Below are 24,665 nucleotides of genomic sequence, written 5' to 3'. Positions count from 1 at the left end.
GCGGGCCGCCGGAAGGTCAGGCTCCGGACGAGCGGAACCCGGACGCCCGCAGCGCGGCCTGCATGGCGAACCGCGCTTCCGGGTCGTCGAGGCGGTCGCCGAAGGCCTGTCTCAGCTGGCGCACGCGGTAGCGGACCGTCTGGGGGTGCACCGAGAGGGCCACCGCGATCTTCTCGGAGTTCCCGCCGTTCTGCAGCCACGACAGCAGGGTCTCGCCGAGCCGCCGGCGCGTCCGGTCCGGGAACTGGTCCAGCGGGGCCAGCTGCCGGAGGGCGACCTGCTCGGCCAGCGGCGCGTCGGACAGCAGCCACAGGTCCGTCAGGTGGTCCGCGCACCACGTGACCGGCGCGTCGGGGAGCGCGCCGTCCGCGACCAGGCGCAGGGCGGTGCGCGCCCAGCGCAGGGAGTGCGCCGCCGCACCGAGGCCCACCGGGGGCCCGACCGCGACGCGTGTGCCGAGCCGGGTCAGGGTCCGCGCCGCCACCGGGGCGGGCAGCAGCAGGTACGGCTGCGGCGGGTCGAGGTCGGCGAGGACGTCGGGCCCCCACGCGGTGCCGACCGTCCGTTCGGCGGCGACCGCCGCCGCTTCGCGGGGCACCGGCCAGCCCGCGGCCGACGCGAGCTCGGCCAGGACGGCGTCCGGGACGGTGCCCGGGCCGGTCAGCAGCCGCAGCAGCCGCCGTCGCAGGCCGGCGCGGGTGCCCTCGATCTCCGCGCGGGCTTCGCGGTGGCCGCGGCTCGACATCCGGGCGAGTTCGTCCGCGTAGCCGAACAACATTTCGGCCAGCTGCGCCATGATCGCCGACGACAGCCGGTGCCGCCGGCCCAGCCGCATGATCCAGCGCCAGCCGACCCGGGTGCCCACGCGGTAGGCCGCCTGCAGGTCGTCGAGGCTCCGGCCTGCGCGCGCTTCGCCCGCGCCGAGGCGGCGGCACGTCTCGAACAGCCGCTCGCGCGAAGCCTGCGGATCTTCGACGAGGTCCACGAAGAGCTCGACGGCGCACTCGACGCCGTGGCGGGTCACCCGGCCGTAGGCGCCGTCGCCGGGCCGGGCGTAGACCGGGACCGCCCGCAGGACCTCGCGGACGATCCCGTCGGCCAGCCCCGGCAACGCCGGGCGCATCAGCGCGGCCAGCTCTTTCCTCCGGAGAACTTCCTCGCCGGCGTCCGGGGGAGCCGGGACGCTTTGCCGGGCACTGTCGCGGGACACCAGGGTTCCTCCACCGGGGACGGCGATCGCAACTCTTTCGGGGGTCCGGGTGGCGGAGCCCCCGGCCCGGGGCGAAGCCCCGGATATCACGGAGCGTGCTTTACCTGACAGTAAAGCAGGGAGACCGTACAGTACACCTCCATGAGCCGGCCCAGCCCTCCTGATCGATCCAGCCCCCGCCGCAGCCCGGCCGCCCGGCCCACCGACGACGAACTGCTCGACGCCGCCCGCGCGGTGTTCGCCGAACGGGGCTACGCGCAGGCCACGATGGGGCTGATCGCGGACCGCGCCGACTCCACCAAGCCGACCCTCTACGCGCATTTCGGCGACAAAGCGGCGCTGTTCCGCGCCACCGTCAGCCGGGAGGTGGCCGCGGTGCGCAGCTGGGTCGTCCAGGCCTACGAAACCGCGGACCCGCGCCCGCTGGAAGAGCGCGTCCGGCGGGCGGTGATGGCCATGTTCAGCTACGCCGGCGCGCACCCGGAGAGCTTCCGGCTGATGTTCGACTCGGCCGTCGACGAGATGTCGAACGAGCGCCGCGCGCTGGCCGACACCGTTGCCGCGCTCGTGCTCGGCCAGATCCGGGACCACCTGGTCGCCCACGGGCGGCCGGTGGGCCCGAGCGCGGACCTGCTCGCCGCGATGATGGTGGGCCTCGTCGGGCGAGCCGCGATGCACGTCTCCCACTCCCCCGGGCTCGACCCGATCGCCGCGGGCGAGCTGGCCACCGGGTTCGTGATGGCCGCGCTGCGCGGCCTGGACCCCGCGCTGCTGGACCACGTCGACCGGCCGCAGCCCGCCGGGCAGTGCGTCACCTGAGCGTCCACCCGGGACTGTTTGTCACCGGCCGGACAATTCCCGGGCCGGATCGGAAACACCTCTTGCCGGGTTCGGCAAGCGCTGCGACGCTGCATTCACCGCAAGCGTCGACCCCTTTTTCCGGCTGACCGGAAAGCGCTTGCCGACCCCCTTTTCCCACAACGAGGTGTGATCAGTGATGAGCGCTCCCCAGAAACGCCTGCTTTCCGCCGCGGCCGCCGCCGGCTTCGCCGTCGCCGGGCTCACCGTGGCGGCCGCGCCGACGGCGTCGGCCGCGGCGTGCACCGACGTCGACGTGGCAGTGGCCCGCGGCACGGGCGAACCCGGCACGCTCGGCATCATCGTCGGCGACCCGGTCTTCCAGGCCGTGCAGAACCGGCTGCGCCCGCGGTCGGTGAGCGGCTACCGCGTCGACTACCCGGCCGACCTCGGCGAGCCCGCGTCGGTGCAGCGCGGCAACACCGACCTGGTCGACCACGTGCGGTCGCAGGCCGCCGCCTGCCCCGCCCAGCGGTTCGTCCTGGCCGGCTACTCGCAGGGCGCCAACGTCGTCGACAACTCGATCGGCATCAGCAGCGACGGCGCGATCGTCGGCGGCCCGATCGTCGCCACCATCCCGGCGGACCTGGCGCCCCGGATCGCGGCGATCGTGTTGTTCGGCAACCCGATCCGCGCGATCGGCCGTTCGGTCACCGGCACGTACCAGAGCCGTACCAAGGACTACTGCGCCGACGGCGACCCGATCTGCCAGGCGGGCGGCTTGAACATCCTGGCCCACCTCAGCTACGGCAACCAGGCCGGCGACGCCGCGGCCTTCGTCGCGGGCAAAGCCTGACTCCCGTGCAGGCCACCCCGGAATTCCCGAGGTGGCCTGCACGGTTTCCTCAGCAATTCGACGGCGCGGTTTCCCCGTTGAACCGCTTCACGATCCATTGGTGCGCGTCGGCGTTCCCGGCCAGGATTCCGCTGGCGTGCTCGGCGAGGTAAGTCGTCCACTGCTCACGCACGCCGGCCGCGCAGTACGCCCGGTGCAGCGTCTCCGCCTGCGGGGTGTTGACGATCTCGTCGGTGCTCGCGTGGTACTGGAACACCGGCACCCGCGGCGGGTGGGCGCCCAGCTTGTTCTGCGCCAGCCGGGCCTGCCAGACGGGCGTGCCCAAGGGGTTCGACGTCGTGAAGTCGCCGATCTTCTTGAACGAGTAGTTCAGCAGCAGTTCCGCGGTGCACGCGTTCTTCTTGGCGTCGGCCAGCTGCTGGCGGCCGGTGTCGTTGAGGAACGAATCCAGCCTCAGGTCCGGGTAGGCGGCGTCGAGCCCGACCGCCGCGAAGGCCAGGAACCCGAACCCGATGTACCCGTCGAGCCCCTTGGCGACCTCGGTCAGGTCGGCCGGGACACCGCCCGCGACCACGCCGACGACGTTCAGCTCCGGGGCGTACGTGGGCTGCTTTTCCCCCGCCCACATGGATCCGCCGCCGCCCTGCGAGTACCCCTGGAAGATCACCTTGGCGCTCTTGGCCAGCCGCGCGGCCGGGAGGTCCTGCGCCGCCCGCACCGAGTCGATCACGGCCGGCCCCATGGACTGCCCGGTGATGTAGGTGGGCACGGTCGAGGGCGAGTAGCCCTCGTAGTCGGTCACCGCGACCGCGTAGCCGCTGGCCAGCGAGTCGTTGATGGCGGGCTGGTCGTAGAGCGTGCCGCGTTCCATCGCCTTCGACGCCGTGCACTTGAACGCCGGGCCCTGCGTGCCGACGGCGTAGCCGATGATCGGCGCCTTGGCCGGGTCGGCGCCCTTCGGCACGAGGATGGTCCCGGTCACCGCGTCCCGGTTGCCGAGGGCGTTCGTCGACAGGTACATGACCTGCCAGGCGTCGGCGTTGAGCGCGTTGAGCAGCGGCACCGCGGGCCGCCAGCGGATGACGTCACCCGGTTTCCCGGCCGGCAGCGGGGACGGCGGGGTGTAGAAGGAGTCGTCGAACGGCCCGGGCAGCAGGGGTGCCGCGCCGGCGGGCGGGTTCGCGGCCGCGACGCCCAGCGCCACCAGGCAGCAGGTCAGGAGCGCCGAAAGCACGGCGCGACAACGGGCATGCTTCACCACAACCTCCATCGGGGAAAGGGATCCGCTCAGGCCGGGAGGCCGAGCGCGCCGGCCAGGACCGGCCAGGACTGGTGCAGGGCCCGCTGCCAGTACGGCCAGCTGTGCGTGCCGGGCCCGTAGTAGTCGACGGTCGCCGGGATGCCGGCCGCCTGCAGCCGGTCGGTGAAACTGCGGGACGACAGCAGCGCCGAGGGCTCCAGGACGTCGGCCTGCCCCGGCGGGTCGAGCGGCCCGGTCTGCCCGTTGCCGCAGGAGAGGTAGAGCGCGGTGCCGCGCAGCGCGTCGACGTGGTCGTAGGGGTTGCTCGCCTGCCAGATCGGCTGCATCCCGAACGAATCACCCCAGAGGTTCAGGTAGTTGAAGATGCCGGCCCTGGCCAGGATGCCGATGATCCACACCGGGATGCCCGGGTAGAGCGTGTTGGGGACACCGCTGTAGGACGCGGCCGCGCCGAACATCCCGGGGTGCTTGAACGCGTACGCCATGGCGCCGTACCCGCCGATCGACAGCCCGGCGATCGCCCGGCGCGTCCCGCCGCGGTACCCGCGTTCGATGATCTGGCGCACTTCGGCGGTGTGGAAGGTGTCCCAGTCGGGGGTGCTCTTCAGCCCGAAGTTCCACCACTTCGTGTACATCCCCGCCGGACCGTCGGTCGGCATCACGACCAGCGCGTCCTTGGCCGCGGTGAACGCCTTGACGTCGGTGAACTGGTCCCACGAGCGGTAGTCGACCGGCTCGCAGCAGCCGTGCAGCAGGTACAGCACGGGCCAGGTCCGCGCGGGCTGCGCGGCCCAGCCGGACGGCACGATCACCCGGACCATCCCGGTCGTGCCGAGCGCCGGGGAACTGATCTGCAGGTCGACGGTCCGGGCGTCCAGCCAGGTCTCCTGGACGACCTTCGCGCCGTCGTCGGCCACGGCCGGGCTCGCCTGGGCGGGCGTCACCCCGGCGGCCAGCAGGACGACGGACAGCACCAGCAGGGCGATCCGCTTCATGGGAGCTCCTCAGAGGGGGATGTTTCCGTGTTTCCTGGCCGGCAGGGTCTGCCGCTTGGTGCGCAGGGTCCGCAGCGCCCGCGCCACCTGCAGGCGGGTCTGCGACGGCGGGATCACCTGGTCGACGTACCCGCGTTCGGCGGCCAGGTACGGGCCGCCGTGGCGCTTGCGGTACTCCTCGGTGAGCCGGCGGTGGGCCGCCTCCCGCTCGTCCGGTGGCAGGGCGGCCAGTTCGCGCCGGTAGAGCACCCGCACCGCACCTTCGGCACCCATCACCGCGATTTCCGCGGTGGGCCACGCCATCGAGACGTCGGCGCCGAGGTGTTTGGAGCCCATCACCGCGTAGCCGCCGCCGTAGGCCTTGCGCACGACGACGGTCACCTTCGGCACGGTCGCCTCGGAATAGGCGTAGATCAGCTTGGCGCCGCGGCGGATGATCCCGCCGCGTTCCTGGTCGCGGCCCGGGAGGTAGCCGGGGACGTCGGCGAGGGTGAGCAGCGGGATGCCGAAGGCGTCGCAGAAGCGCACGAACCGCGCGGCCTTCTCCGACGCGTCGATGTCGAGCACGCCGGCCTGGTGTCGCGGCTGGTTCGCCACGACGCCGACCGAGCGGCCCTGGATCCGGCCGAACGCGCAGATCATGTTGGCGGCGAAGGCACTGTGCACCTCGGTGTACTCGCCGTCGTCGACCAGCGCGGCGATCAGCTCGGTCATGTCGTAGGTCTGGTTCGGCGAGTCCGGCACCAGCCGGTCGAGCGCGAGGTCGGCGGGGGTGAGCACGGGACTGGTGTCGTCGGCGTATTCCGGCCCGGCGTCGAGGTTGTTGGCGGGCAGGTAGCCGAGCAGCGTCTGCACCCACTCGACGGCGTCCTCCTCGTCGACGGCCCGGTGGTGGGCATTGCCGGCGATTTCGCTCTGCACGGCCGCGCCGCCCAGTTCCTGCGCGGTGACGTGCTCGCCGGTGACGGCGTGCACGACGTCCGGGCCGGTGACGAACATGTGCGACGTCGTGTCGACCATCACGGTGAAGTCGGTGATCGCCGGCGCGTAGACCGCCCCGCCCGCGCACGGGCCCATGATCATCGAGATCTGCGGGATGACGCCGGAGGCGTGGGCGTTGCGGCGGCCGAGTTCGGCGTAGTACGCCAGCGAGACGACGCCTTCCTGGATCCGCGCGCCGCCGGAGTCGTTGATACCGACGACCGGGCAGCCGATCGTCATCGCCAGGTCCATCAGCTTGAGAACCTTCTCGCCCGACGCCTCGCCCAGGCTGCCACCGAAGACGCTGAAGTCCTGGGAGAAGACGCAGACCTGCCGTCCGTCGACGGTGCCGTGCCCGGTGACGACGCCGTCGCCCCACGGCCGGTTGGCGTCCATCCCGAACTCGGCGCACCGGTGCCGGGCGAACTGGTCGAGCTCCACGAAGGACCCGGCGTCCAGCAGCAGGCCGATCCGCTCGCGCGCGGTCAGCTTGCCCTTGGCGTGCTGCCGGTCGACGGCCCGCTTTTCGGCGATCCGCACGGCTTCGTCCTGCCGCGCGGCGAGGTCGGCGATCCGGAACGCCGTGGTCGGGGTCAGCTCGTCCATCAGCGCACCACCGCCCCGAGCCGCTCGGCCAGCACCGCCACGTGCGGCGGGTCGATCATCGACACGTGGTCGCCGGGAACGCGCACGACTTCGAGTGCGCGGCAGTGTTCGTCCCAGCCGAGGGTGTCGTCGGTGCGCAGGTACCGCGGGTCCAAAGCCGTGGTGAGCGGGTGCGGTTCCTGCGCGCGCAGCAGCACCACGCGCCCGTCGTAGGGCGCCGGCCGGTAGCGTTCGGCCACCCGGGCGTCCACATAGGACTCGTACTGGTGCCGCAGGACACCGGCGCCCAGGTCCGGCACCAGTTCGGTCAGCTTGGCGAACACCCACTCGATCTGGGCGTCCTCGCCGAGGTCCGCGAGCTCCTCGCGCGGGATGGCGAACGGCACGCCGTAGGTCCGGGAAATGTGCTCGGCGAACCGGTCGAACCGGTCCAGCAGCAGCTCTTCCGCCGGTTTCCCCGGCGCGGGCAGCGGCAGGATGGTGTCGATGAGGACCACCACCTCGGCCCCGCCCAGCAGGCGTGCGGTCTCGTAGGCCAGGCAGCCGCCGAACGACCAGCCGCCCAGCCGGTACGGCCCGTGCGGCCGGATGTCCCGGATCAGCCCGGCGTACCGGGCCGCCTTGCCCTCGACGGTGTCCTCGTCGTCGAGGCGCTCGAACCCGTACACCGGCGGTCCTTCCGGCAGCAGCCGGGCGAGCTCGCGGTACACGCTCGCCGTCCCGCCCGCCGGGTGGAACAGGAACACCGGCTCGCCGACGCCGTCGCGCAGCAGCCGCACCGGGCCGCCGCCGTGGCCTTCGAGTTCAGCGCGCAGCAGGTCGGCCATCGCGGCGATCGTGGGTGTCGCGAAGAGGTCGCCGGGGACGGCGGTGAGGTGGTCCGCGAGCACGGCTTCCAGCTGCCGGGCGCGCTCGGCGTCGCCGCCGACGGCGAAGAAGCCGTCGTGCACGCCCGGTTCCGGGCCGCCCAGCACGGCCCGCCAGTGCCGGGCGACCCAGCGTTCGGCGGGGTCCCGTGGCCCGGTGACGACCCTGACGGCCGGTGCGGCGGGCCCGAAGCCCGCCTGCTCGGCGAGGTGCCCGGCGAGCTCCACCAGGCTGGCCCCGCGCAGGAGCAGCGGGATCGGCAGCGGCAGCCCGAAGTCGCGTTCCACCGCGCCCCGGGCCCGCATCGCCGACAGGGAGTCGAGCCCGAGCCGGGTGAGCGGCACGGTCCGGTCCACCTCGCCCAGCCCCAGGAGATCCCCGACGAGCGTGGCCAGGTGGTCGGCGATGGCGGCGTGAGCGACGTCGGGTGAGCTCCCGCGCAACGTGTCCATGCCGTCCCAAGTGGACTGTGCGGTCCCCGGCGAGAAGAGCCCGAAGAACGGCCGCTCCCCCAGCCGCGGGAACAGGTCCAGCACGGTTGCGGAGTCCACGCGGGCGACGCCGGTCGCCGCGCGGTCGCGCGCCAGCACGAACTCCAGGGCGGACAACGCTTCCCCGGTGCCGAGCGGGTCGAGCACCGGGTTGGCCGAGCCGGCCGCGGCGCCGGTTTCGCCCCAGGCGCCCCAGCCGATCGTCGCCGCGGGCAGGCCCTGGGCCCGGCGCCACGCGACCAGTGCGTCGGCCCACGCGTTCGCGGTGGCGTAGACGGACTGGCCCGGCGACCCGAACAGCGCGGCCGCCGACGAATACACCAGCCACCAGTCGAGGTCGTGCCCGGCGGTCGCTTCGTGCAGCCGCCAGGCGCCCAGCGCCTTCGGCCGCCAGACGGCGTCGAGTGCCTCGGCGTCGAGGCTGATCGCGGCGCCGTCGGCCAGGACGCCGGCGGCGTGCAGCACCCCGCGCAGCGGCACGCCCCCTTCGACGGCCACCGCGACCAGGGTTTCGGCCGTGCCCGGCGCGGCGATGTCGCCGGGCACCACCCGGATGTCGGCGCCGAGGTCGCCGAGGCCGGGATCGGCGGCGTGCCTGCTGTTGAGCACCAGCCGCGTCGCCCCTCGCCCGGCCAGCCACCTCGCCGCGGCCCGGCCGAGGCCGCCGAGCCCGCCGGTGATGACGTAGGCGCCGTCGCGGACCGGCGCCCGCACCGGGTCGCTCGCGTCCGGGCGGACCAGGCGCCGCGCGTGCCGCACGCCGTCGTGCCAGGCGACCTCGTCGTCCGGCCCGTCCGCGCGCAGCTCGTCCGGCAGCCGGTCCGCACCGCCCTCGACCAGGGTCACCCGCAGTTCGGGGTGCTCGAACGCCAGCACGCGCACGAGCCCGCGGAGTGCGGCCAGGCCGGGATCGCCGTCACCGGCCAGCCACAACCGGGGCGCCACCGGCAGTTCGGCCAGTTCGGCGACGATCCCGGTCACCGTCTCGACCAGCCGCGCGCCGCGCTCCGGATCCGGCCCGGTCGCGCTGCCGAGCAGGGCGAGGACCGCCGTCGGTTCGCCGTCGCGCAGCAGCTTCGCCAGCTCGGCCCGGTCGCCGAGCCGGGCGGTCCGGACGTCGTCGCCCGCGAACGCCCGCTCGTCGCCGGACAGCACGATCCAGCGGTGCGCCCGCGGCGTCGCGGCCGGCAGCGGCACCGGCTGCCAGGCCGCCTCGTACAGCAACCGCGTCAACGCCGCGTCGCGGTACCGGCGGCAGTAGACGTCGCGGAACTCGACCAGGACGACGCCGTCGGCGCCGACCAGCTGGACGCTGCCCAGCACGCCCTCGCCGGACTCCCGGAGCACGGCGTCCACCCGCACGCCGCCGCGCGGATCACCGGCGACCACGACTTCGCCCACACTGAGCGGCAGGTAGAGCGCGTCCGCCTCGCCGACGGCCGCGGCCAAGGCGTGCAGGCAGGCGTCGGCGAGCGCGGGGTGCAGCACGTAGGCGGGGTGGCCGGCGTCCGGCTGCGCGATCGACGCCGACGCACGGCCGGGCGCGGCGGTGACCCGGCGCAGGCGGCGGAAGGCCGGGCCGTAGGACTGGCCCAGGTCGGCCAGCGCCCGGTAGACGTCGACCGGCTCGCCCCCGGTCTCCCCGAACGGCGCGGACGGCGTGCCGCCGGTGCCGATCCGGGCGGTGGCGTGCCGGACCCACTGCCCTCCGGCGGTCCTGGTGTGCACGGCCAGCTCGGACCCGCGCAGGCTCGTCGTGACCTCGGTGTGCTCGCCGAGCGGCAGGAGTTCCGTCAGCTCGAGGTCGTGGACGTGCCGGCCCGGCCCGGCGGCGAGGGCCAGCTCGAGGAAGCCGGTGGCCGGGAACACCGGCTTCCCGGCCACGGTGTGGTCGGCCAGCCACGGCAACCCGGCCGTGCCGGCGTCCCCGCGCCACAGGTGACCGCCGCCCGGGTCCTCGATGTGCACGCCGAGCAGCGGATGCGCGCCGCCGCCGCGGACGGTCCGGCGCGGCCAGAAGCGTTCGTGCCGCCACACCGGGCCGGGCAGCTCGATCGGCGGCGTCTGCGGGCGGGCGGCGAGCACGCCGGGCCGGCCGAGGACGTGCAGCCGGGCGAGGCTGGTGAGGAACGCGGTCCGCTCGCCGGTCCGGCGACTCGCCGAGGGCAGGCCGAGCACGCCGGCCTGTTCGATCGCGGCGAGCGCGACGGGGTGCGGTGAGATTTCGAGGAAGACGGCGTGCCCGTCGCCGGCCGCGGCGGCGACGGCCTGGCTGAACCGCACCGGACGCCGCAGGTTGGCCGCCCAGTATTCGACGTCGAAGGCGGGCGTCTCGCGCGGATCCTCCAGAACGCTGCTGTAGCAAAGGATTTCCGGCGGCCGGGCGGTGAGCCCGGTGAGCGCGGCCCGGAAGCGGCCGAGCACGGGCTCGACGGCGGCGGAGTGCCCGGCCCCGCCGACCGGCAGCCGCCGGGCGAGCCGCCCGAGGCGTTCGGCGTGCGCGACGACGGCGTCGACGCGGTCGGCGGCCCCGCTGATGGTGCACTGGATCGGCGAGGCGTACACGGCGATGGTGACGCCGGGGAAGTCCGCCAGTTCGGCGGCGGACAGCTCGACGACGGCCATCGCCCCACCGCCCCGGGCATCGACTTCGGCGAGCAGCCGCGCCCGGGCGGCCATCACCTTCAGCCCGGAGGCGACATCGAGGGCCCCGGCCACGACGGCGGCAGCCACCTCGCCCAGGGAGTGCCCGAGCACGGCGGCGGGGGTGACGCCGTGCGCCCGCCACAGGGCGGCGAGGGCGAGTTGCATGCCGAAGAGGGTGAGCTGGGTCGCGGCGAGATCCGGGAGTTCCCGCTGAAGCGCGTCCCGCAACGAGAACCCGGCTTCAGCGCGGAAGATGGGGTCGAGCGCGTCGATTTCGGCGCGGAAGGCGGGCTCGGAGCCGAGCAGTTCGCGGCCCATGCCGGACCACTGCGAGCCGTAGCCGGAGAACACGAAGACGGGCGCTCCGGCCGGGTCGTCCCCGGTGATTCCCCGCCCGTCCGCCAAGTCCCGCAGGGCATCGACCACGTCGTCACGGCGTTCGGCGACCACCGCGCCGCGCACCGGCAGGTGCTCGCGCCGGTGCGCCAGGGTCGCCGCCACCGCGTCGAGAGGCAGGTCGCCCTCCGCCAGCCAGTCCGCCAGCTCGCCCGCCCGGGCCCGCAGCACCTCCGCCGACCGGGCCGAGAGCGCGAACACCTGCGGCCCGCCGTCCCCGGCCCGCGGCGGGAACGACGGCCACTCCTCCAGCACGACGTGCGCGTTGGTGCCGCCGAAGCCGAACGCCGACACCCCGGCCCGGGCCGTCCCGGAATACCGCGGCCAGTCCGTGCCCGCGGCGACCACCCGCAGACCCGTGAAGTCGATGTGCGGGTTCGGCGCGCGGAAGTGCAGGCTCGGCGGCAGCCGCCGGTGGGTCATCGCCAGCACCACCTTGAGCAGCCCGGTGATCCCGGCCGCCCCTTCGAGGTGGCCCAGGTTGCTCTTCACCGACCCGAGCAGCACCGGGCGGCCGGGTTCGCGCCCGGCCCCGAGCACCGTGGCCAGTGCCCCCGCCTCCAGCGGGTCGCCCAGCGGCGTGCCGGTGCCGTGCGCCTCGACGTAGTCCACAGAGGACGGATCGACGCCCGCCGCGGAGTAGGCGTCCCGCAGCAAAGCGACCTGGGCGTCCGGGTTCGGGGCGGTCAGGCCGTTGGAGCGGCCGTCGGAGTTCACCGCGCTGCCGCGGATCACCGCCAGCACCCGGTCGCCGCGCGCCGCCCGCAGCGGCTTCAGCACGACCACGCCGCAGCCTTCGCCGCGGGCGATGCCGTCGGCGCCGGCGTCGAACGGCTTGCACCGGCCGTCGGCGGCGAGCACGCCCGCGCGCTGGAACCCGGCCGTGATCCCGGGCGACAGCAGCACGTTCACCCCGGCCACGAGCGCGAGCTCGCTCTCGCCGCGCCGCAGGCTCTGCACCGCCTGGTGCACCGCGACCAGCGACGACGAACACGCCGTGTCGAGGGTGAGGCTGGGCCCGCGCAGGTCGAGCAGGTACGAGAGCCGGTTCGCGGCGATGCTCGCCGCCGCGCCCGTCCCGGACCAGACGTCGACGCCGGTGACGTCGGTCATCGTCAGCGAGCCGTACTCCGTGGCCGACAGCCCGACGAACACCCCGGTCCGGCTGCCGCGCAGGGCGGACGGCGGGATCCCGGCGTGCTCCAGCGCCGCCCACGCGACTTCCAGGAGGATCCGCTGCTGCGGGTCCATCGCCACGGCCTCGCCCGGGGTGATGCCGAAGAACGCCGCGTCGAACCCGGCGACGTCGTCGAGGAACCCGCCGCGCGCGGGCACGCCGGCGAGGTCTTCGGCCGGCGCGAACGTCTCCCACCGGCCTTCGGGGACGTCGCCGATGCCGTCACCGCCCGCGTCGAGGAAGCGCCAGAACGCCTCCGGGGAGTCGATCCCGCCCGGCAGGCGGCAGCCGAGGCCGACGACGGCGATCGGTTCCCCGTCCTCCGGCAGCGGCACGTACTCCGCCGCAGGGTCCACATCGGACAGGTGGTCCGCGAGCGCGGTGATCGTCGGGTACTGCCACACCAGCGTCGGGGCCAGGGTGCGGCCGACGAACCGGCCGAGGTCGGCGGCCAGGGTCGTCGCGTCCCGTGAGGACAGTCCGGTTTCGTGCAGCGGCCGTCCGGGGTCGACGTCGCCGATCCGGGCGGTCAGCCAGGCGCGGATCGCCGCCGCGTCGGGCGCGCTCATCCGAGCCGCCGCGCGGTGAGCGCACCGTCCAGGTAGGACTTCCGGCAGCGCGCCCTGCTGATCTTGCCGCTGGAGGTCCGCGGTACCTCGCCCGGGGGCAGGAAGACGACGTCGTGCAGGCGCAGGCCGTGCCCCGCCGACACTGCCGCCCGCAGCGCCGCCGTCGCTTCGGCGACCTCGGCGTCGGTGTCCTTCGCGCGTTCCAGGACGACGACCGCGGCTTCGCCGTCCCCGGCGTCGACGGCGAAGGCCGCCGCCGAGTGCGGCCGCACGGCCGGGTGCGCTTCCACGGTCTGCTCGATGTCCTGCGGGTAGTGGTTGCGGCCGTCGACGACGACCAGGTCCTTCAGCCGGCCGGTGACGAACAGCTCGCCGTCGAAGAGCACGCCGAGGTCGCCGGTCGCCAGCCAGCCCTCCCCGGTGTCCGGATCGAGCGGTGGCAGGCCGAAAGTGGCCACCGACGCTTCGGCGCGTCCCCAGTAGCCGCGGCCGACATTCGGGCCGCTGACCCGGATTTCGCCGACCTCGCCCGGTCCGGCGGGCTCGCCGGTCACCGGGTCGGCGATCCGCACGCGCTGCCCGGCCGGCTTGCCGCACGAGACGAGCGTCGTCGCGGACGCACCGGGTCCGGACCGCACGGCGTACCCGGCCGCCAGCCGGGCCCGGTCGAACGTCACCTGCCGCGGTGCTTTCCCGGCGCCGGTGACGGAGACCAGCACGGTCGCTTCGGCCAGGCCGTAGGACGACCGGTGCACCTCCGGCCGCAGCCCGCATTCGCCGAAGGCGTCGTGGAACTTCGCGATCGTGGCCGGCAGCACCGGTTCGCTGCCGTTGATCAGCGAGACGACCCGGCTGAGCTCCAGGTAGACCTTCTCGGCTTCGGTGACGCGGGAAGCGCAGTAGGCGTAGGCGAAATTGGGTGCCGCGCTGATCGCGCCAGGGCTCGCGGAGAGGGCGCGCAGCCAGCGCGCCGGCCGTTCGAGGAACGCCAGGGGGTCCATCAGGACCGACTCCAGCCCGCCGGCCATCGGCGCGCCGATGCCGAGGATCAGCCCCATGTCGTGGAACAGCGGCAGCCAGCTGACCGTCGACGTCGTCCCGCTCTCGGCACCGTAGGCCGCGCACGCCTGGCGTGCGTTGGCGAGCACGTTGCGGTGGGTCAGCACGACCCCGGCCGGCGAGCGCGTGGACCCCGACGTGTACTGCAGGTACGCCGGGGCGTCCGGATCGGGCTCCGGCCAGTCGCGGGCCCCGGCGGCCGGCGGCACGGAGTCGACGGCGAGCACGACCGGATCGACCGGCGAACCGGCGAGGAACCGGGTGACCGCGTCGCGCTCCCCGGCCGTGGTCAGCACGACGCGCGGGCCGCAGTCGGCGAGCGCCGCGGCCAGCCGCCCCGCGTGCCCGGGCAGGCCGGGCGCGAACAGCGGCACGGCGATCAGCCCGGCCCGCAGCGCACCGAGGAACGCGACGACGTAGTCGGCGGACTGCCCGGCCAGCACGGCCGCCCGCGCGCCCGGACCGGCCACTTCGGACAGCCGCACCGCGACCGCCTCGACCCGGTCGTCGAGCTCGCGCCAGGTCAGCGTGTGCGCCCGGCCGTCCCCGCCGCCGCGGTGGTCCAGGTGGGTCACGGCGATCCGGTCGCCGAGCCGGTGCGCCCAGTGGCCCAGCAGGGTCGCGAACGACCCGTCGCCGGTGACCGGAACCGGCGGGGAAAAGGTTTCCATGCGTCCTCGCAGAGAGCGTTTACCGGCGCAGTGAATAGCCGCGCCCGTGCGGTTGTCAACGGATCGAGCCGGGATACTCATGGGGAAACGGGTTACGGGACAGCGCGTTTGTCATGCGGCGACGAGATAATCGGCGAACCGTCCCGCAGCACGCGGGCGGCGAGCAGGGCGCCGGCGAACGTCAGCCCGGCCGCGGTGAGCAGCCCGGCGGTGTAGCCACCGGCCAGCGCGGCCCCGGCGGGCACGCCGGATTCCAGCCGTGCCGCGCGCACCGCCGTCAGCACCGTGCCGATCAAGGCGACACCGAGGGCGCTCGACAGTTCCCGCGCCGCGGTGAGCAGTCCCGAAGCGGTGCCGGAATACCGCTGGTCCACCACGTCGAGCGCGTGCGACGTCATCGGGACGGTGAAGGCCGAGCCCGCCCCGATCAGGAGCATGCCCGGCACCCGCGGCCACAGCTGCGGGAGGTGGTTCACCGCGGCGAGGGCGAGCAGCCCGGCGCCGACCACCGCCAGCCCGGCCGCGACCGTCCGATGTGGACCGGCACCGGCGGTGACCGCCGGAACCAGCGGGGTCGCGGCCGCCACCGCGACCGCGACCAGCACCAGCGGCAGCCCGGCGCCGACCGGGCCGAGGCCCAGGAACTCCTGGTGCAGCAACGGCGTGAAGAAGAAGATCCCGGAGATGCCGAGGCCCCACAGCAGCTGCAGCCCGAGCGAGCCCGCGAACACCCGGTTCCCGGTCAGGGCGGCCGGGATCAGCCGTTCCCGCGCCCGCCGTTCCCGGACGGCGAACCCGGCGGCGAGCAGCACGCCCGCGGCGACCAGGGGCTGCGCGATCCGCGGTTCGGCCAGCGCGGTGGTGAGCAGCACCAGGCTCGCCGTCACCGCGGCCATCGCCCCGAGCGGCGGCGCGCGGGTGCCGGCGGCCCGGCCGGGCGGCGCGGTCGACGGCAGCAGCACGAGCATCGCCGCCACGAACGGGAGGTTGACGAAGAAGATCCAGCTCCAGCCGAGGTATTCGCTCAGCACCCCGCCGAGCGGCGGGCCGAGGGCCAGCGCCGCCGCGAGGCACGCGGTCCAGACCGCCGCGCCGAGCGTCCGGCCGCGCGCGTCGAGGTTCGTCCGCAGCAGGCTCAGCAGGCCCGGCACGAGGAAGGCGGCCGCGGCACCCTGCAGCACGCGGGCGGCGACCAGCAGCCACAGCGTCCCGCCGAGCCCGCCGGCGGCGGCCCCGGCGCCGAACGCGAGCAACGCGGCCGTCAGCGTGCGGCGGCGGCCCCAGCGGTCCACCAGCGCACCCGCCACCAGCAGCAGCCCGGCGAACGGCAGCATGTAGCCGAGCGCGACCCATTGCAGGGCACCGACATCGAGGCCCAGGTCGCGGGCGATCGACGGCGCGCCCGCCGCGACGATCGTGTTGTCCAGCGTGGTCACGAACGCGCCCAGGGCGAGCACGGTCAACGTCCGCCGCGTCACCGCACGCTCCCCATCGGCTCGCGGACGGCCACGGCCCGCCGTCCCGGGAACCACCAGTTCGCCGCGCCCAGCCGGCTCATCACCGCCGGGACGAGCACGCACCGGACCACGACGGCGTCCAGCAGCACGGCGACGGTCAGCCCGACGCCGGCCTCGCGCACCACCCGGGCGTCCACGAAGGCGAACGACACGAACACGAGCGCCATGATCAACGCGGCCGCGGTGATGGTCCGGCCCGTCGCGGCGATGCCGTCGACGATGGCCGCTTTCAGGGGGTCCGGGTGGCGAAGCCCCCGGCCCGGGGCGAAGCCCCGGCTGTTACAGCTCGCCCGCGTGTCGCCGTGGCGGCGCCACGCTTCCTGGATGCGGGCGATGAGGAAGACCTCGTAGTCCATCGACAGCCCGAACAGCCCGGCGAACAGGAACACCGGCAGGTACGGCTCGATCGGGGCGCCGAAGGCGAACACCACCGCGCCGGTCGTCGCGGCCGCGGTCAGCAGGTTCATCACCGCCGCCGTCAGCGGGATCAGCACGCTGCGGAAAACCCAGGCCAGCAGGAGCACCGAAATCCCGACGACCGAGGCGAGGAACAGCGGCAGCCGCCCGGTGATGGCCGCGGAAAAGTCCGCGCGGGCCGCGACGGCGCCGCCGACGTGCGTGCCCGGCCCGGCGATGACGTCGGCCATCACCCGCGTCGAAGCCAGCAGCGCGCCGGTGGCCGGGTCGTCCGGTGCTGTCCGCGGGACGACCGTGAGCAGCCAGCCGCCGCCGGGCAGCGGGGTGGGCGGGCCGGCGTCGGCGCTCGCGAGCAGCGCTTCCCGCAGCATGCCCACCGAGGCGCCGTCGGTTCCCGTCACCAGCAAGGGCGCGTCCGCGCCCGGCCCGAACCCCTCCGCCAGCAAGGTGGCGGCGGTCCGCGTGACGCTGCCGGGCGGGTCGAGCGCGGCGTCCGGGACGCCGAGCCGCAGGCCGGTCGCGGGCAGCGCGAGGACGGCCACGACCAGCAGCGCGGCGAGGGTGTACGGGCCGGGCCGCGCGGTCACCGCCCGCGCCGTCCGGGCCCAGTGGCCGTCCGCGCCGTCCGGTCCCGGGCGCATCCGGCGGGCGGCGGGCCGCAGCAGCGCGGGCAGCAGGGTGAGCGCGGCGAACGCGGTCAGCAGCACCGAAACCGCGGCCGCCACCGCGATCCCGTCCAGGAACGGCAGGCCGACGGTGACCATCCCGGCCAGCGAGACACCCACCGTGACACCGGCGAAGACGACGCTGCGGCCGGAGGTCGCCGCCGCCACGGCCAGTGCCGCGGCCGGCTCGGCGCCGTCCCGGCGGCTCTGCCGGAACCGCGTGAGCACGAACAGCGCGTAGTCGACGCCGACGCCGAGCCCGAGCAGCGCGGCGATTTCGGTGCTGATCTTCGGGATGGTCATGACGTGCGACAACAGTGTCACGGCGGCCAGGGCGCAGCCGACCGAGACCGACGCGGTGACGATCGGCAGCAGGACGCCGGTCACCGAGCCGAAGGCCACCAGCAGCACCAGGGCCGCGGCGAGCAGGCCGATCCCGGCGTTGCCCAGGTCCGGCGCGGCGGCCGTCATCGCGGCGAGTTCGCCGGACGCACCGGCGGTCAGGCCCGAGGCGCCCCGGACGACGGCGGCGAACGCGTCGGCGGTGCCCTGCCCGAGGTCCGCGGCCGGCGCGTCGAACCGCACGGTGAGCACCGCGGTCCGCCGGTCGGCCGACACTTCGCCGGGCGGCGGGGCGACGGAGACGACGTGCGGCAGCTCGGCCAGCCGGGCGGCGAACGCGTCGAGCCGGGCGCGGCCCGGGCCGCGGTCGACCGGCCCGTCCGGTGCACGGACGACGACCCGTTCCGCGGATCCGGTGCTCCCCAGCAGGTGCGCCGCCGCGGTGCTGTCCGCGGCGGGCAGTTCCACCGTGTCGCGGAAGGCCGCGCCGGTGTGCACCGCGGCGGCCGCGAGCCCGCCGAGTGCCACCAGCCAGAGCACGGCGACGACGCCGGCCCGGCGGAAGCACCAGGAAACGAGCGCCGTCATCGGTGTTCTCCTTTGCGTGCCGGTTGATCACGCTAACAACCAGCAGGGGCGCGAAGATACCGTCCCGGTTCACAAATCGGATCGCGGAAACCTTTGCCGCGATGAGTGTTCCGGCCTTTGTCGGGCGGGTGACAATTGCCGGGGCGGCCGTTGGTCCTGCGGTGACAGAACCCGATCCGGCGGCAGGGGTGGCGGTTGCCAATCCCGTTCCCGTGTGAGTACATGGCGTCGCGCCAACGCCGGCGCGGACTTCCCATGAGCTGCGGGGTGTGCCATGACCGGGACGATCACGCAGGCGGCGATCCCGCACCCGCGGGGCACCGGCCGGGCGCGTCAGCTGTGGTGCTCGCTGCCGGCGGAACTCGCGCGGCGGTTCCGGCCGCACGCCGATCCGCTCGCCCGGCGGATCCTCGACGAGGTCCAGCACGCCGTGCCGGAATACGCCAAGCCGCTCGAAGGCGAGTTCGGCAAGATGATCGTGCTGGCGATCGAGCAGGCGGTGGGCAGCTGCATCGACAGCATCGGCGATCCGGTGTCCACACCGGACACCTGGCCGAAGTTGTTCGTGGAGATCGGGAAACGCGTCCACCACGACGGCGGCAGCCTCAACTCCCTGCAGGCCGCCTACCGCGCGGGCGGCCGCGCGGCGTGGCGGTACGTGGCCGAACTGGGCCAGGCCCACCGGTTCCCGGCGGCGGTGCTGTGCGTCGGCGCCGAAGCCATATTCGCTTACGTGGAAGAGATTTCCTCGTACTCGGTCGAGGGGTACACCTTGGCGCAGGCGATGGCGACGGGCACGCTGGAGCGCCGTCGCCGGCGGTTGTTCGAACTGCTGCTCGCGACCCCGCCGTCGTCCCCGGCCGCGCTGGCGACGATGGCCAAGGCGGCGCAGTGGCCCATCCCGGACCGGGTCGCGGTCGTCGCGCTCGATCCGCGGACCGAGCAGCAGCCGCCGCCGACCCCGCAGGTCGCCGCCGACGTGCTGCTCGACCTCGAAGGTCCCGAGCCGTGCCTGCTCACCCCGAACCCGGAGCGGGACCTGCGCGGCCTCGAAGGCCGCCTGCCGGGCTGGCGCGCGGCCGTCGGCCCCCGGGTCCGCCCGGCCGACGCGGCGACGTCGCTGCAGTGGGCCCGCCGCACGCTCGACCTGGTCCGCCGCGGCCTGGCCGGCGACCACCCGGTCACCCACACGGCCGACCACCTGGCGACGCACTGGCTGCTCGCCGACCGGTTCCTGCTCGACGAGCTGTCGGCGAAGGTCCTCGCCCCGCTCGCGGGCCTGACGGTGAAGCAGCGGACCCGGCTGGCCGAGACGTTGCTGTGCTGGCTGGAGCACAACGGAAGCACCCCGGAGATCGCCCAGGCGCTGAAGATCCACCCGCAGACGGTCCGCTACCGGGTGAGCCAGCTGGGCGAGTTGTTCGGCGACCACCTCGCGGATCCGGCGAAACGGCTGGAGATCCAGCTGGCGCTGACCGCCCACCGGCTGCTGGGTACCCCGGCCGACCACGCTTGACCGCGCGGGACACCCGAGCCTAGGGTTTCCCGAGGCTGTTAGCGCTAACAGCCGGTTGGAGGACGTGCCGATGCCCGCACCCGCACCGACCCGGGAGTTCTTCGGCCGCGCCGGCGGCACGGACGTCCACCGGTACACGCTCGGCCGCCCCGGCGGGCTGACCGTGCGCGTGCTCGACTACGGCGGCGTCATCCAGTCACTGGACGCGCCGGACCGCGACGGCCGGCCGGGCAACGTCGTCCTCGGCTTCCCGGACCTCGCCGGGTACGTCGCCAACAACCGGCCCGGCGCCGACCGGGTCTTCCTCGGCGCGCTGATCGGCCGGTTCGCCAACCGGATCGCCGGCGGCACCTTCACCCTCGACGGCGTCCAGTACCGGGTGCCGCTCAACAACGGCAAGAACAGCCTGCACGGCGGCCCCGCCGGGTTCGACACGCGGGTCTGGTCGGCCACGGAGGTCCGCGACGACGACGGCGTGGCGCTGCGGCTCACCCTGGTCAGCCCGGACGGCGACCAGGGCTACCCCGGCCGGCTCGAGACCGAGGTCACCTACCGCGTCGACGCCGGCGACCGGCTGCGCATCACCTACCGCGCGACCACGGACGCGCCGACGGTGGTCAACCTGACCAACCACACCTACTGGAACCTGGCCGGCGAAGGCTCCGGCGACGTCCACGAGCAGTGGCTGCAGCTCGCCGCGAGCCGGTACTGCCCCACCGGCGAGGACCTCATCCCGGCCGGCGCGCCGGCCCCGGTCGAGGGCACGCCGTTCGACTTCCGCCGGCCGGTGCCCATCGGCGCCCGGCTCGGCGAGCCCGACCCGCAGCTGGCGATCGGGCACGGCTACGACCACAACTGGGTGCTCGACGGCGGCGCGCCGTTCGCCGCCCGCGCGTGGGACCCGGCCTCCGGCCGCCTGCTCACGGTCCGGACGACCGAACCGGGCCTGCAGTTCTACTCGGGCAATTACCTCACCGCCGGCCTGACCGGCACCAGCGGCCGTCCCTACCACCGCGGCGCGGGCTTCGCGCTGGAGGCGCAGCACTTCCCGGACGCCCCGAACCGCCCGGACTTCCCGGGCACGGTCCTGCGGCCGGGCGAGGTCTACCACCAGGAGACGGTGTTCGCGCTGACCACGGCGGACGAGCCGCCGCCGGCCTGAGCGGCCCGCGCTACGCTCGCCGATCATGGGAGACCTTTCCGCCGTCGCCACCGACCTCGCGCCCGCGGGCACCCTGCGCGCCGCCATCAACCTCGGCAATCCGGTGCTCGCCCACGGCACGCCGGAGGAGCCGGGCGGGGTCACCGTCGACCTCGCGCGCGAGGTGGCCGCGCGGCTGGCCGTGCCGGTGGAGCTGGTCTGCTTCGACGCGGCCCGCAAGTCGTTCGAGGCGCTGACCTCGGGGGCGGCCGACCTCGGCTTCCTGGCGATCGAGCCGGCCCGCGCGGCCGAGGTGGCGTTCACGGCGCCGTACGTCGTCATCGAAGGCGTGTACGTCGTGGCGCAGGACTCGCCGTTCGGTTCACCCGCCGACGTCGACCGCCCGGACGTCCGGGTCGGCGTGAAGCAGGGGTCCGCCTACGACCTGTACCTGACGCGGACCCTGCGGCACGCGACGATCGTGCGCGGCGAGGACGGCGTCACGGCGTTCGAGGCGCAGGGGCTCGAGGTCGCGGCCGGGATCCGGCAGCCGATGACCGCCTACACCGCCGCCCACCCGGCGACCCGGGTGCTCCCCGAGCGCTTCATGGAAATCCGGCAGGCGGTCGGCACCACCCCGGATCGCCGTCCGGAGACGATCGCGTTCCTGCGCGAGCTCGTGGAGGAGCTGAAGGCGAGCGGGTTCGTCGCCGACGCGCTGCGCCGCGCGGGCCGGCCGGACACGACGGTCGCGCCCCCGGCCTGACGTCACCGGCCGGTCACGCCGTCGATCAGTTCGCGGCCGACGTCCATGTGGCCGGCGTGCCGGGCGAAGTTCTGGACCAGGTGGAACAGGATCCACGCGAACGTGGGGTGCTCTTCGGCGCCGCCGCGGCGGACCGTGCGGGCGGCCCGGCCCTCCAGTGGGGTCACCGCGGCGAGCCGGGCGCAGTTCTCGCGCTCGGCGCGGAAGAAGGCCGTGAGGTCCGCGGCGGATTCCGCCGGGGCGCCGAACCCCTCCCGGTCGGCGGTCCCGGGCCAGGTGAAGTCGACGTCCTCGCCGGTGAACAGGTACCGCACCCAGAAGCGTTCGGTGCAGGCGAGGTGCTTGACCATGCCCAGCGGCGTCCACCCCGACGGCACCACGCTGCGGCGGGCGTCGCGGTCGGAGAGGCCGTCGAGCTTGCGCAACACGGCGGTGGCGTTGTGGTCGAGGTAGCCCAGCAGCAAGGCGCGCGAATCGGCCAAGGTGGGCGGGGGTTCGGGCGTCTCGGCCATGATCGAAAACGCTACTGGGCGGCGGCCCGGGACGCGCGCCACGCCGGGGTGATCCGCCTCAGGCCAGCCGCGGCAGCACCTGCGTGCGCCAGGCTTCGAAGAACGCGTCCTGGTCCGGCCCGATCTGCTGGACGTACACCTCGTCGAACCCGGCGTCGGCGAACTCGCGGACGGCTTCGACGTGCCGGTCGGCGTCCGGGCCGCACGCGAACTGCTCGCGCACCATGTCCTCGGTCACCAGGCTCGCCGCGGCCTCGTAGTCGGCCGGGGTCGGCAGCGTCGAGGGCAGCTTCCCGGGCAGGAGTTCGTTGCGCCACCGCTGGTGCGCGGTCCGGACGCCCTCGGCTTCGGAGTTCGCCCAGCACACCTTCAGCCCGCCCTGCACCGGCCGGTCACCGCCGCCCGCCTCGCGGTACTTCCGCACCAGCCCGGCGTCCGGCGTCACGGTGCAGAAGCCGTCGCCGGTGCGGGCGGCGAGCTCGGTGGCTTCGGGGCCGAACGCGGAGACGTAGATCGGGACGGGCTCGTCCGGCAGGGTGTAGAGCCGGGCGTGGTCCACGGTGTAGTACTGCCCGCGGTGGTTGACCTCCTCGCCGCTGTGCAGGGCGCGGATGACGTCGACGGCCTCTTCGAGCATCTCCAGCCGCACCTGCGGCGGCGGCCACGGCTGCCCGGTGACGTGCTCGTTGAGCGCTTCCCCGGTCCCGACCCCGAGCCCGAACCGCCCCTCGCACTGCACGGCGGCGGTGGCGGCCGCCTGCGCGACCAGCACGGGGTGCATCCGGATGATCGGGCAGGTCACGGCGGTGGAGATCGGCAGCGAGGTGACTTCGCTGAGCGCCCCGATCACCGACCACACGAACGGGCTGTTCCCCTGTTCGCCGAGCCAGGGGTGGAAGTGGTCGGAGATCCACAGCCGCCGGAACCCGGCGGCCTCGGCGAGCCGGGCCTGCCGGACCAGCTCACGCGGGGAGAACTCTTCGGAGGATAGGAAGTAGCCGACACTCACCATGCCCCCCCGGCTACCACCGGCACGGCGGCCGAAACCACTCGTCGGCGGCGGACGTGACAGTTCCCGGACAACGCGGCCCGGCGGTCCCCGGCCCGGGATGATGGCGAGGTGACGAACTCCGCTTCGGGCCACTTCACGGGGCCGGTGGTCCAGGTCGGGACGGTACGGGGCGACGTGCACGCCGGCGGGTCCGGTCCCGTGCGGAGCCACTACCTGACCCGCGTCGAGTCCCTCGCGCCGCCGAGCCTGGTCGATCGCGAGGACGAACTCGCGGAGCTCGCCCGGTTCTGCACTTCGCCGGACACCGAGGGCGCGTATGCCTGGTGGCAGGCCGATGCCTGGTCGGGGAAGTCCGCGTTGCTGACCACGTTCGTGCTGAACCCGCCGCCCGGGGTCCGGCTGGTCGCGTTCTTCATCACCGGGAGCCAGCCCGGCCAGAGCGATCGCCGCGCGTTCGTCGACAACGTGCTCGAGCAGCTCTGCGCGGTCCGCGGCACCCCGCTCCCGCCGTCGACGGATGCGACCCGCGAGGCCCAGCTGCGGGGTCTGCTCGCCGAGGTGGCGCAGGACTGCCGCCGTCGCGGGGAACAGTTCGCCCTGGTCGTGGACGGCCTCGACGAAGACCTGGGCCGCGACGGCAGCCCGGACGGCCACAGCATCGCGGCCCTGCTCCCGGTGCAGCCGCCGGGCCCGCGGGCTCGTCGGTGTGCGGGACCAGGGGATCTCCGTGCTGTGGATCATGGCCATGGCCGACCACGGGGATTTCGACCGGGCGGAACACCAAGCCGCCCGGTTGACCGATCCGAAAGCGCGCGCCTCCGCGTGGGCTGCCGTCACCGAAGGCGCGGTGGCGGCAGCTGAACTCGACCGCGCCGAGCGGGCGCTGTCCCGGGTGGCCGACCCGGCCCTGGAGTGGCGGCCGCGGCTCGACCTCATCCGAGCTGCCTTGGCCGCCGGTCTCCCCGAACGCGCGCGAGCCGTCGCCCGGAAGGCTGACGACCTCCGGGACCGCGCGGCCGCGGTCCTGCTGGTGGCCCGCGACACGCGTGACGGGGATCTGCTGGACGAGGCCGAGCAACTCGTCGAGGCCTTCACCGATCCCATCGACACGATGAGCGGCCTGCTTCGGATGATCGCGGTCACGGCGGACTGGGGTGACCGCGCCCGCACGCGCGACCTGATCGGCCGCCTCGCGGCCGTCGCCCCACCGGCCGAGGAAGACCTCAAAGCCGGATTCAGGCTGGTGGCCGGGCAGGCACGACGGGTGGTGAGGCTGTGCTCCACCCGGATCAGGAGCTTGACCGAGGTCGCCGAGGAAACCTCCGGCGCAGGCACCTTCATCGGGGAACGGCGGTACGAGACGGCGATCTCCGTGGTCCCCGCCCGCTATTTCGGACCGCCCACCAAGGACCTGTCCCCCGAGGAGGCGCTGCTCAAGGAGCTGACCGAGGACGACTGGGCCCACGTCGTCGAGGACTTGGTCGATCGCTGCCCGGAGGCCTACCCCGCCATCATCGCCGAACTCGACGCGCTGGCCGCCGACTGAGCGTCACTCCTCATCGCCCCCGGGTAGCCGTCGTCAACCGTGCGACATTGCGCCTTCTCG

General features: G+C 74.3%; 16 protein-coding genes. 6 read left to right on the top strand and 10 right to left on the bottom strand.

Translation table 11 applies throughout. The features are described from left to right. Positions 1-16: 16 nt before the first annotated feature. On the bottom strand, positions 17-1,210 hold the full coding sequence (locus OO60_RS35605) for a PucR family transcriptional regulator (RefSeq protein ID WP_244885629.1): 1,194 nt from the start codon (positions 1,208-1,210) through the stop codon (positions 17-19). Positions 1,211-1,351: 141 nt separating this feature from the next. Between OO60_RS35605 and OO60_RS35600 the strand changes: the two genes are divergently transcribed. Next, positions 1,352-2,029, top strand: coding sequence for a TetR/AcrR family transcriptional regulator (locus tag OO60_RS35600; RefSeq protein WP_033263011.1), 678 nt, complete (start codon positions 1,352-1,354; stop codon positions 2,027-2,029). 178 nt (positions 2,030-2,207) lie between these two features. Next, positions 2,208-2,864, top strand: a complete 657-nt coding sequence (locus tag OO60_RS35595; protein WP_004562628.1) for a cutinase family protein — start codon at positions 2,208-2,210, stop codon at positions 2,862-2,864. Positions 2,865-2,913: 49 nt separating this feature from the next. On the opposite strand, the gene OO60_RS35590 is transcribed toward OO60_RS35595, so the two are convergent. From OO60_RS35590 to OO60_RS35560, 7 genes are all read right to left on the bottom strand, one after another. Next, the gene (locus OO60_RS35590; RefSeq protein ID WP_209441422.1) at positions 2,914-4,098 is read right to left on the bottom strand and encodes a lipase family protein; all 1,185 of its coding nucleotides are present in this window, start codon (positions 4,096-4,098) and stop codon (positions 2,914-2,916) included. 53 nt (positions 4,099-4,151) lie between these two features. Then, complete coding sequence (locus OO60_RS35585) at positions 4,152-5,120, bottom strand: alpha/beta hydrolase (RefSeq protein ID WP_004562629.1); 969 nt, start codon at positions 5,118-5,120, stop codon at positions 4,152-4,154. 9 nt (positions 5,121-5,129) lie between these two features. After that, positions 5,130-6,707, bottom strand: a complete 1,578-nt coding sequence (locus tag OO60_RS35580; RefSeq protein ID WP_004562630.1) for an acyl-CoA carboxylase subunit beta — start codon at positions 6,705-6,707, stop codon at positions 5,130-5,132. After that, positions 6,707-12,853 (bottom strand): type I polyketide synthase, encoded by a 6,147-nt coding sequence (locus tag OO60_RS35575; RefSeq protein ID WP_033263010.1) that lies wholly within the window; start codon positions 12,851-12,853, stop codon positions 6,707-6,709. The genes OO60_RS35580 and OO60_RS35575 overlap by 1 nt, the downstream gene beginning before the upstream one ends. After that, positions 12,850-14,583, bottom strand: coding sequence for a fatty acyl-AMP ligase (locus OO60_RS35570; RefSeq protein WP_033263009.1), 1,734 nt, complete (start codon positions 14,581-14,583; stop codon positions 12,850-12,852). Before OO60_RS35570 ends, OO60_RS35575 begins: the two co-directional genes overlap by 4 nt. A 92-nt stretch (positions 14,584-14,675) precedes the next feature. Beyond that, entirely contained in the window at positions 14,676-16,061 is a 1,386-nt protein-coding gene (locus OO60_RS35565; protein WP_033263008.1) for an MFS transporter, read from the bottom strand. Further along, the gene (locus tag OO60_RS35560; protein ID WP_033263007.1) at positions 16,058-18,112 is read right to left on the bottom strand and encodes an MMPL family transporter; all 2,055 of its coding nucleotides are present in this window, start codon (positions 18,110-18,112) and stop codon (positions 16,058-16,060) included. The genes OO60_RS35565 and OO60_RS35560 overlap by 4 nt, the downstream gene beginning before the upstream one ends. Before the next feature lie 274 nt (positions 18,113-18,386). Here OO60_RS35560 and OO60_RS35555 point away from each other — a divergent pair, with 274 nt between their 5' ends. The 3 genes from OO60_RS35555 to OO60_RS35545 all read left to right on the top strand — a co-directional run bounded on the left by OO60_RS35555 (position 18,387) and on the right by OO60_RS35545 (position 21,535). After that, on the top strand, positions 18,387-19,628 hold the full coding sequence (locus OO60_RS35555) for a PucR family transcriptional regulator (RefSeq protein WP_051767857.1): 1,242 nt from the start codon (positions 18,387-18,389) through the stop codon (positions 19,626-19,628). A gap of 70 nt (positions 19,629-19,698) precedes the next feature. Next, a complete protein-coding gene (locus OO60_RS35550) occupies positions 19,699-20,790 on the top strand; it encodes an aldose epimerase family protein (RefSeq protein ID WP_003065820.1) in 1,092 nt (363 codons plus the stop codon). A 25-nt stretch (positions 20,791-20,815) separates the two neighbouring features. Next, on the top strand, positions 20,816-21,535 hold the full coding sequence (locus OO60_RS35545) for a transporter substrate-binding domain-containing protein (protein WP_033263006.1): 720 nt from the start codon (positions 20,816-20,818) through the stop codon (positions 21,533-21,535). Between the two features lie 2 nt (positions 21,536-21,537). Here the strand turns inward: OO60_RS35545 and OO60_RS35540 are convergent, their stop codons facing one another. Both OO60_RS35540 and OO60_RS35535 read right to left on the bottom strand, forming a co-directional pair. Further along, on the bottom strand, positions 21,538-22,047 hold the full coding sequence (locus OO60_RS35540; protein ID WP_003065815.1) for a DinB family protein: 510 nt from the start codon (positions 22,045-22,047) through the stop codon (positions 21,538-21,540). 58 nt (positions 22,048-22,105) lie between these two features. Continuing rightward, a complete protein-coding gene (locus OO60_RS35535; protein ID WP_003065812.1) occupies positions 22,106-23,059 on the bottom strand; it encodes a TIGR03557 family F420-dependent LLM class oxidoreductase in 954 nt (317 codons plus the stop codon). A gap of 739 nt (positions 23,060-23,798) precedes the next feature. On the opposite strand from OO60_RS35535, the gene OO60_RS35525 reads away from it, so the two are divergent. Beyond that, entirely contained in the window at positions 23,799-24,605 is an 807-nt protein-coding gene (locus tag OO60_RS35525) for a hypothetical protein (protein WP_155848854.1), read from the top strand. Positions 24,606-24,665: the final 60 nt, after the last annotated feature.

Source organism: Amycolatopsis vancoresmycina, from assembly GCF_000716785.1.
GTDB classification, from domain to species: Bacteria; Actinomycetota; Actinomycetes; order Mycobacteriales; family Pseudonocardiaceae; genus Amycolatopsis; species Amycolatopsis vancoresmycina.
Note: the sequence above shows the minus strand (reverse complement) of the source record. Positions and strands in the feature narration are given on the sequence as shown.

What these genes read in the sequence shown, in the direction of transcription:
- OO60_RS35575 (WP_033263010.1), bottom strand. Translation starts at nt 12,853, where the DNA reads ATGAGCGCGCCCGACGCGGCGGCGATCCGCGCCTGGCTGACCGCCCGG.
- OO60_RS35570 (WP_033263009.1), bottom strand. Translation starts at nt 14,583, where the DNA reads ATGGAAACCTTTTCCCCGCCGGTTCCGGTCACCGGCGACGGGTCGTTC.
- OO60_RS35600 (WP_033263011.1), top strand. Translation starts at nt 1,352, where the DNA reads ATGAGCCGGCCCAGCCCTCCTGATCGATCCAGCCCCCGCCGCAGCCCG.
- OO60_RS35525 (WP_155848854.1), top strand. Translation starts at nt 23,799, where the DNA reads ATGGCCATGGCCGACCACGGGGATTTCGACCGGGCGGAACACCAAGCC.
- OO60_RS35585 (WP_004562629.1), bottom strand. Translation starts at nt 5,120, where the DNA reads ATGAAGCGGATCGCCCTGCTGGTGCTGTCCGTCGTCCTGCTGGCCGCC.
- OO60_RS35580 (WP_004562630.1), bottom strand. Translation starts at nt 6,707, where the DNA reads ATGGACGAGCTGACCCCGACCACGGCGTTCCGGATCGCCGACCTCGCC.
- OO60_RS35540 (WP_003065815.1), bottom strand. Translation starts at nt 22,047, where the DNA reads ATGGCCGAGACGCCCGAACCCCCGCCCACCTTGGCCGATTCGCGCGCC.
- OO60_RS35560 (WP_033263007.1), bottom strand. Translation starts at nt 18,112, where the DNA reads ATGACGGCGCTCGTTTCCTGGTGCTTCCGCCGGGCCGGCGTCGTCGCC.
- OO60_RS35595 (WP_004562628.1), top strand. Translation starts at nt 2,208, where the DNA reads ATGAGCGCTCCCCAGAAACGCCTGCTTTCCGCCGCGGCCGCCGCCGGC.
- OO60_RS35555 (WP_051767857.1), top strand. Translation starts at nt 18,387, where the DNA reads ATGACCGGGACGATCACGCAGGCGGCGATCCCGCACCCGCGGGGCACC.
- OO60_RS35550 (WP_003065820.1), top strand. Translation starts at nt 19,699, where the DNA reads ATGCCCGCACCCGCACCGACCCGGGAGTTCTTCGGCCGCGCCGGCGGC.
- OO60_RS35545 (WP_033263006.1), top strand. Translation starts at nt 20,816, where the DNA reads ATGGGAGACCTTTCCGCCGTCGCCACCGACCTCGCGCCCGCGGGCACC.
- OO60_RS35535 (WP_003065812.1), bottom strand. Translation starts at nt 23,059, where the DNA reads ATGGTGAGTGTCGGCTACTTCCTATCCTCCGAAGAGTTCTCCCCGCGT.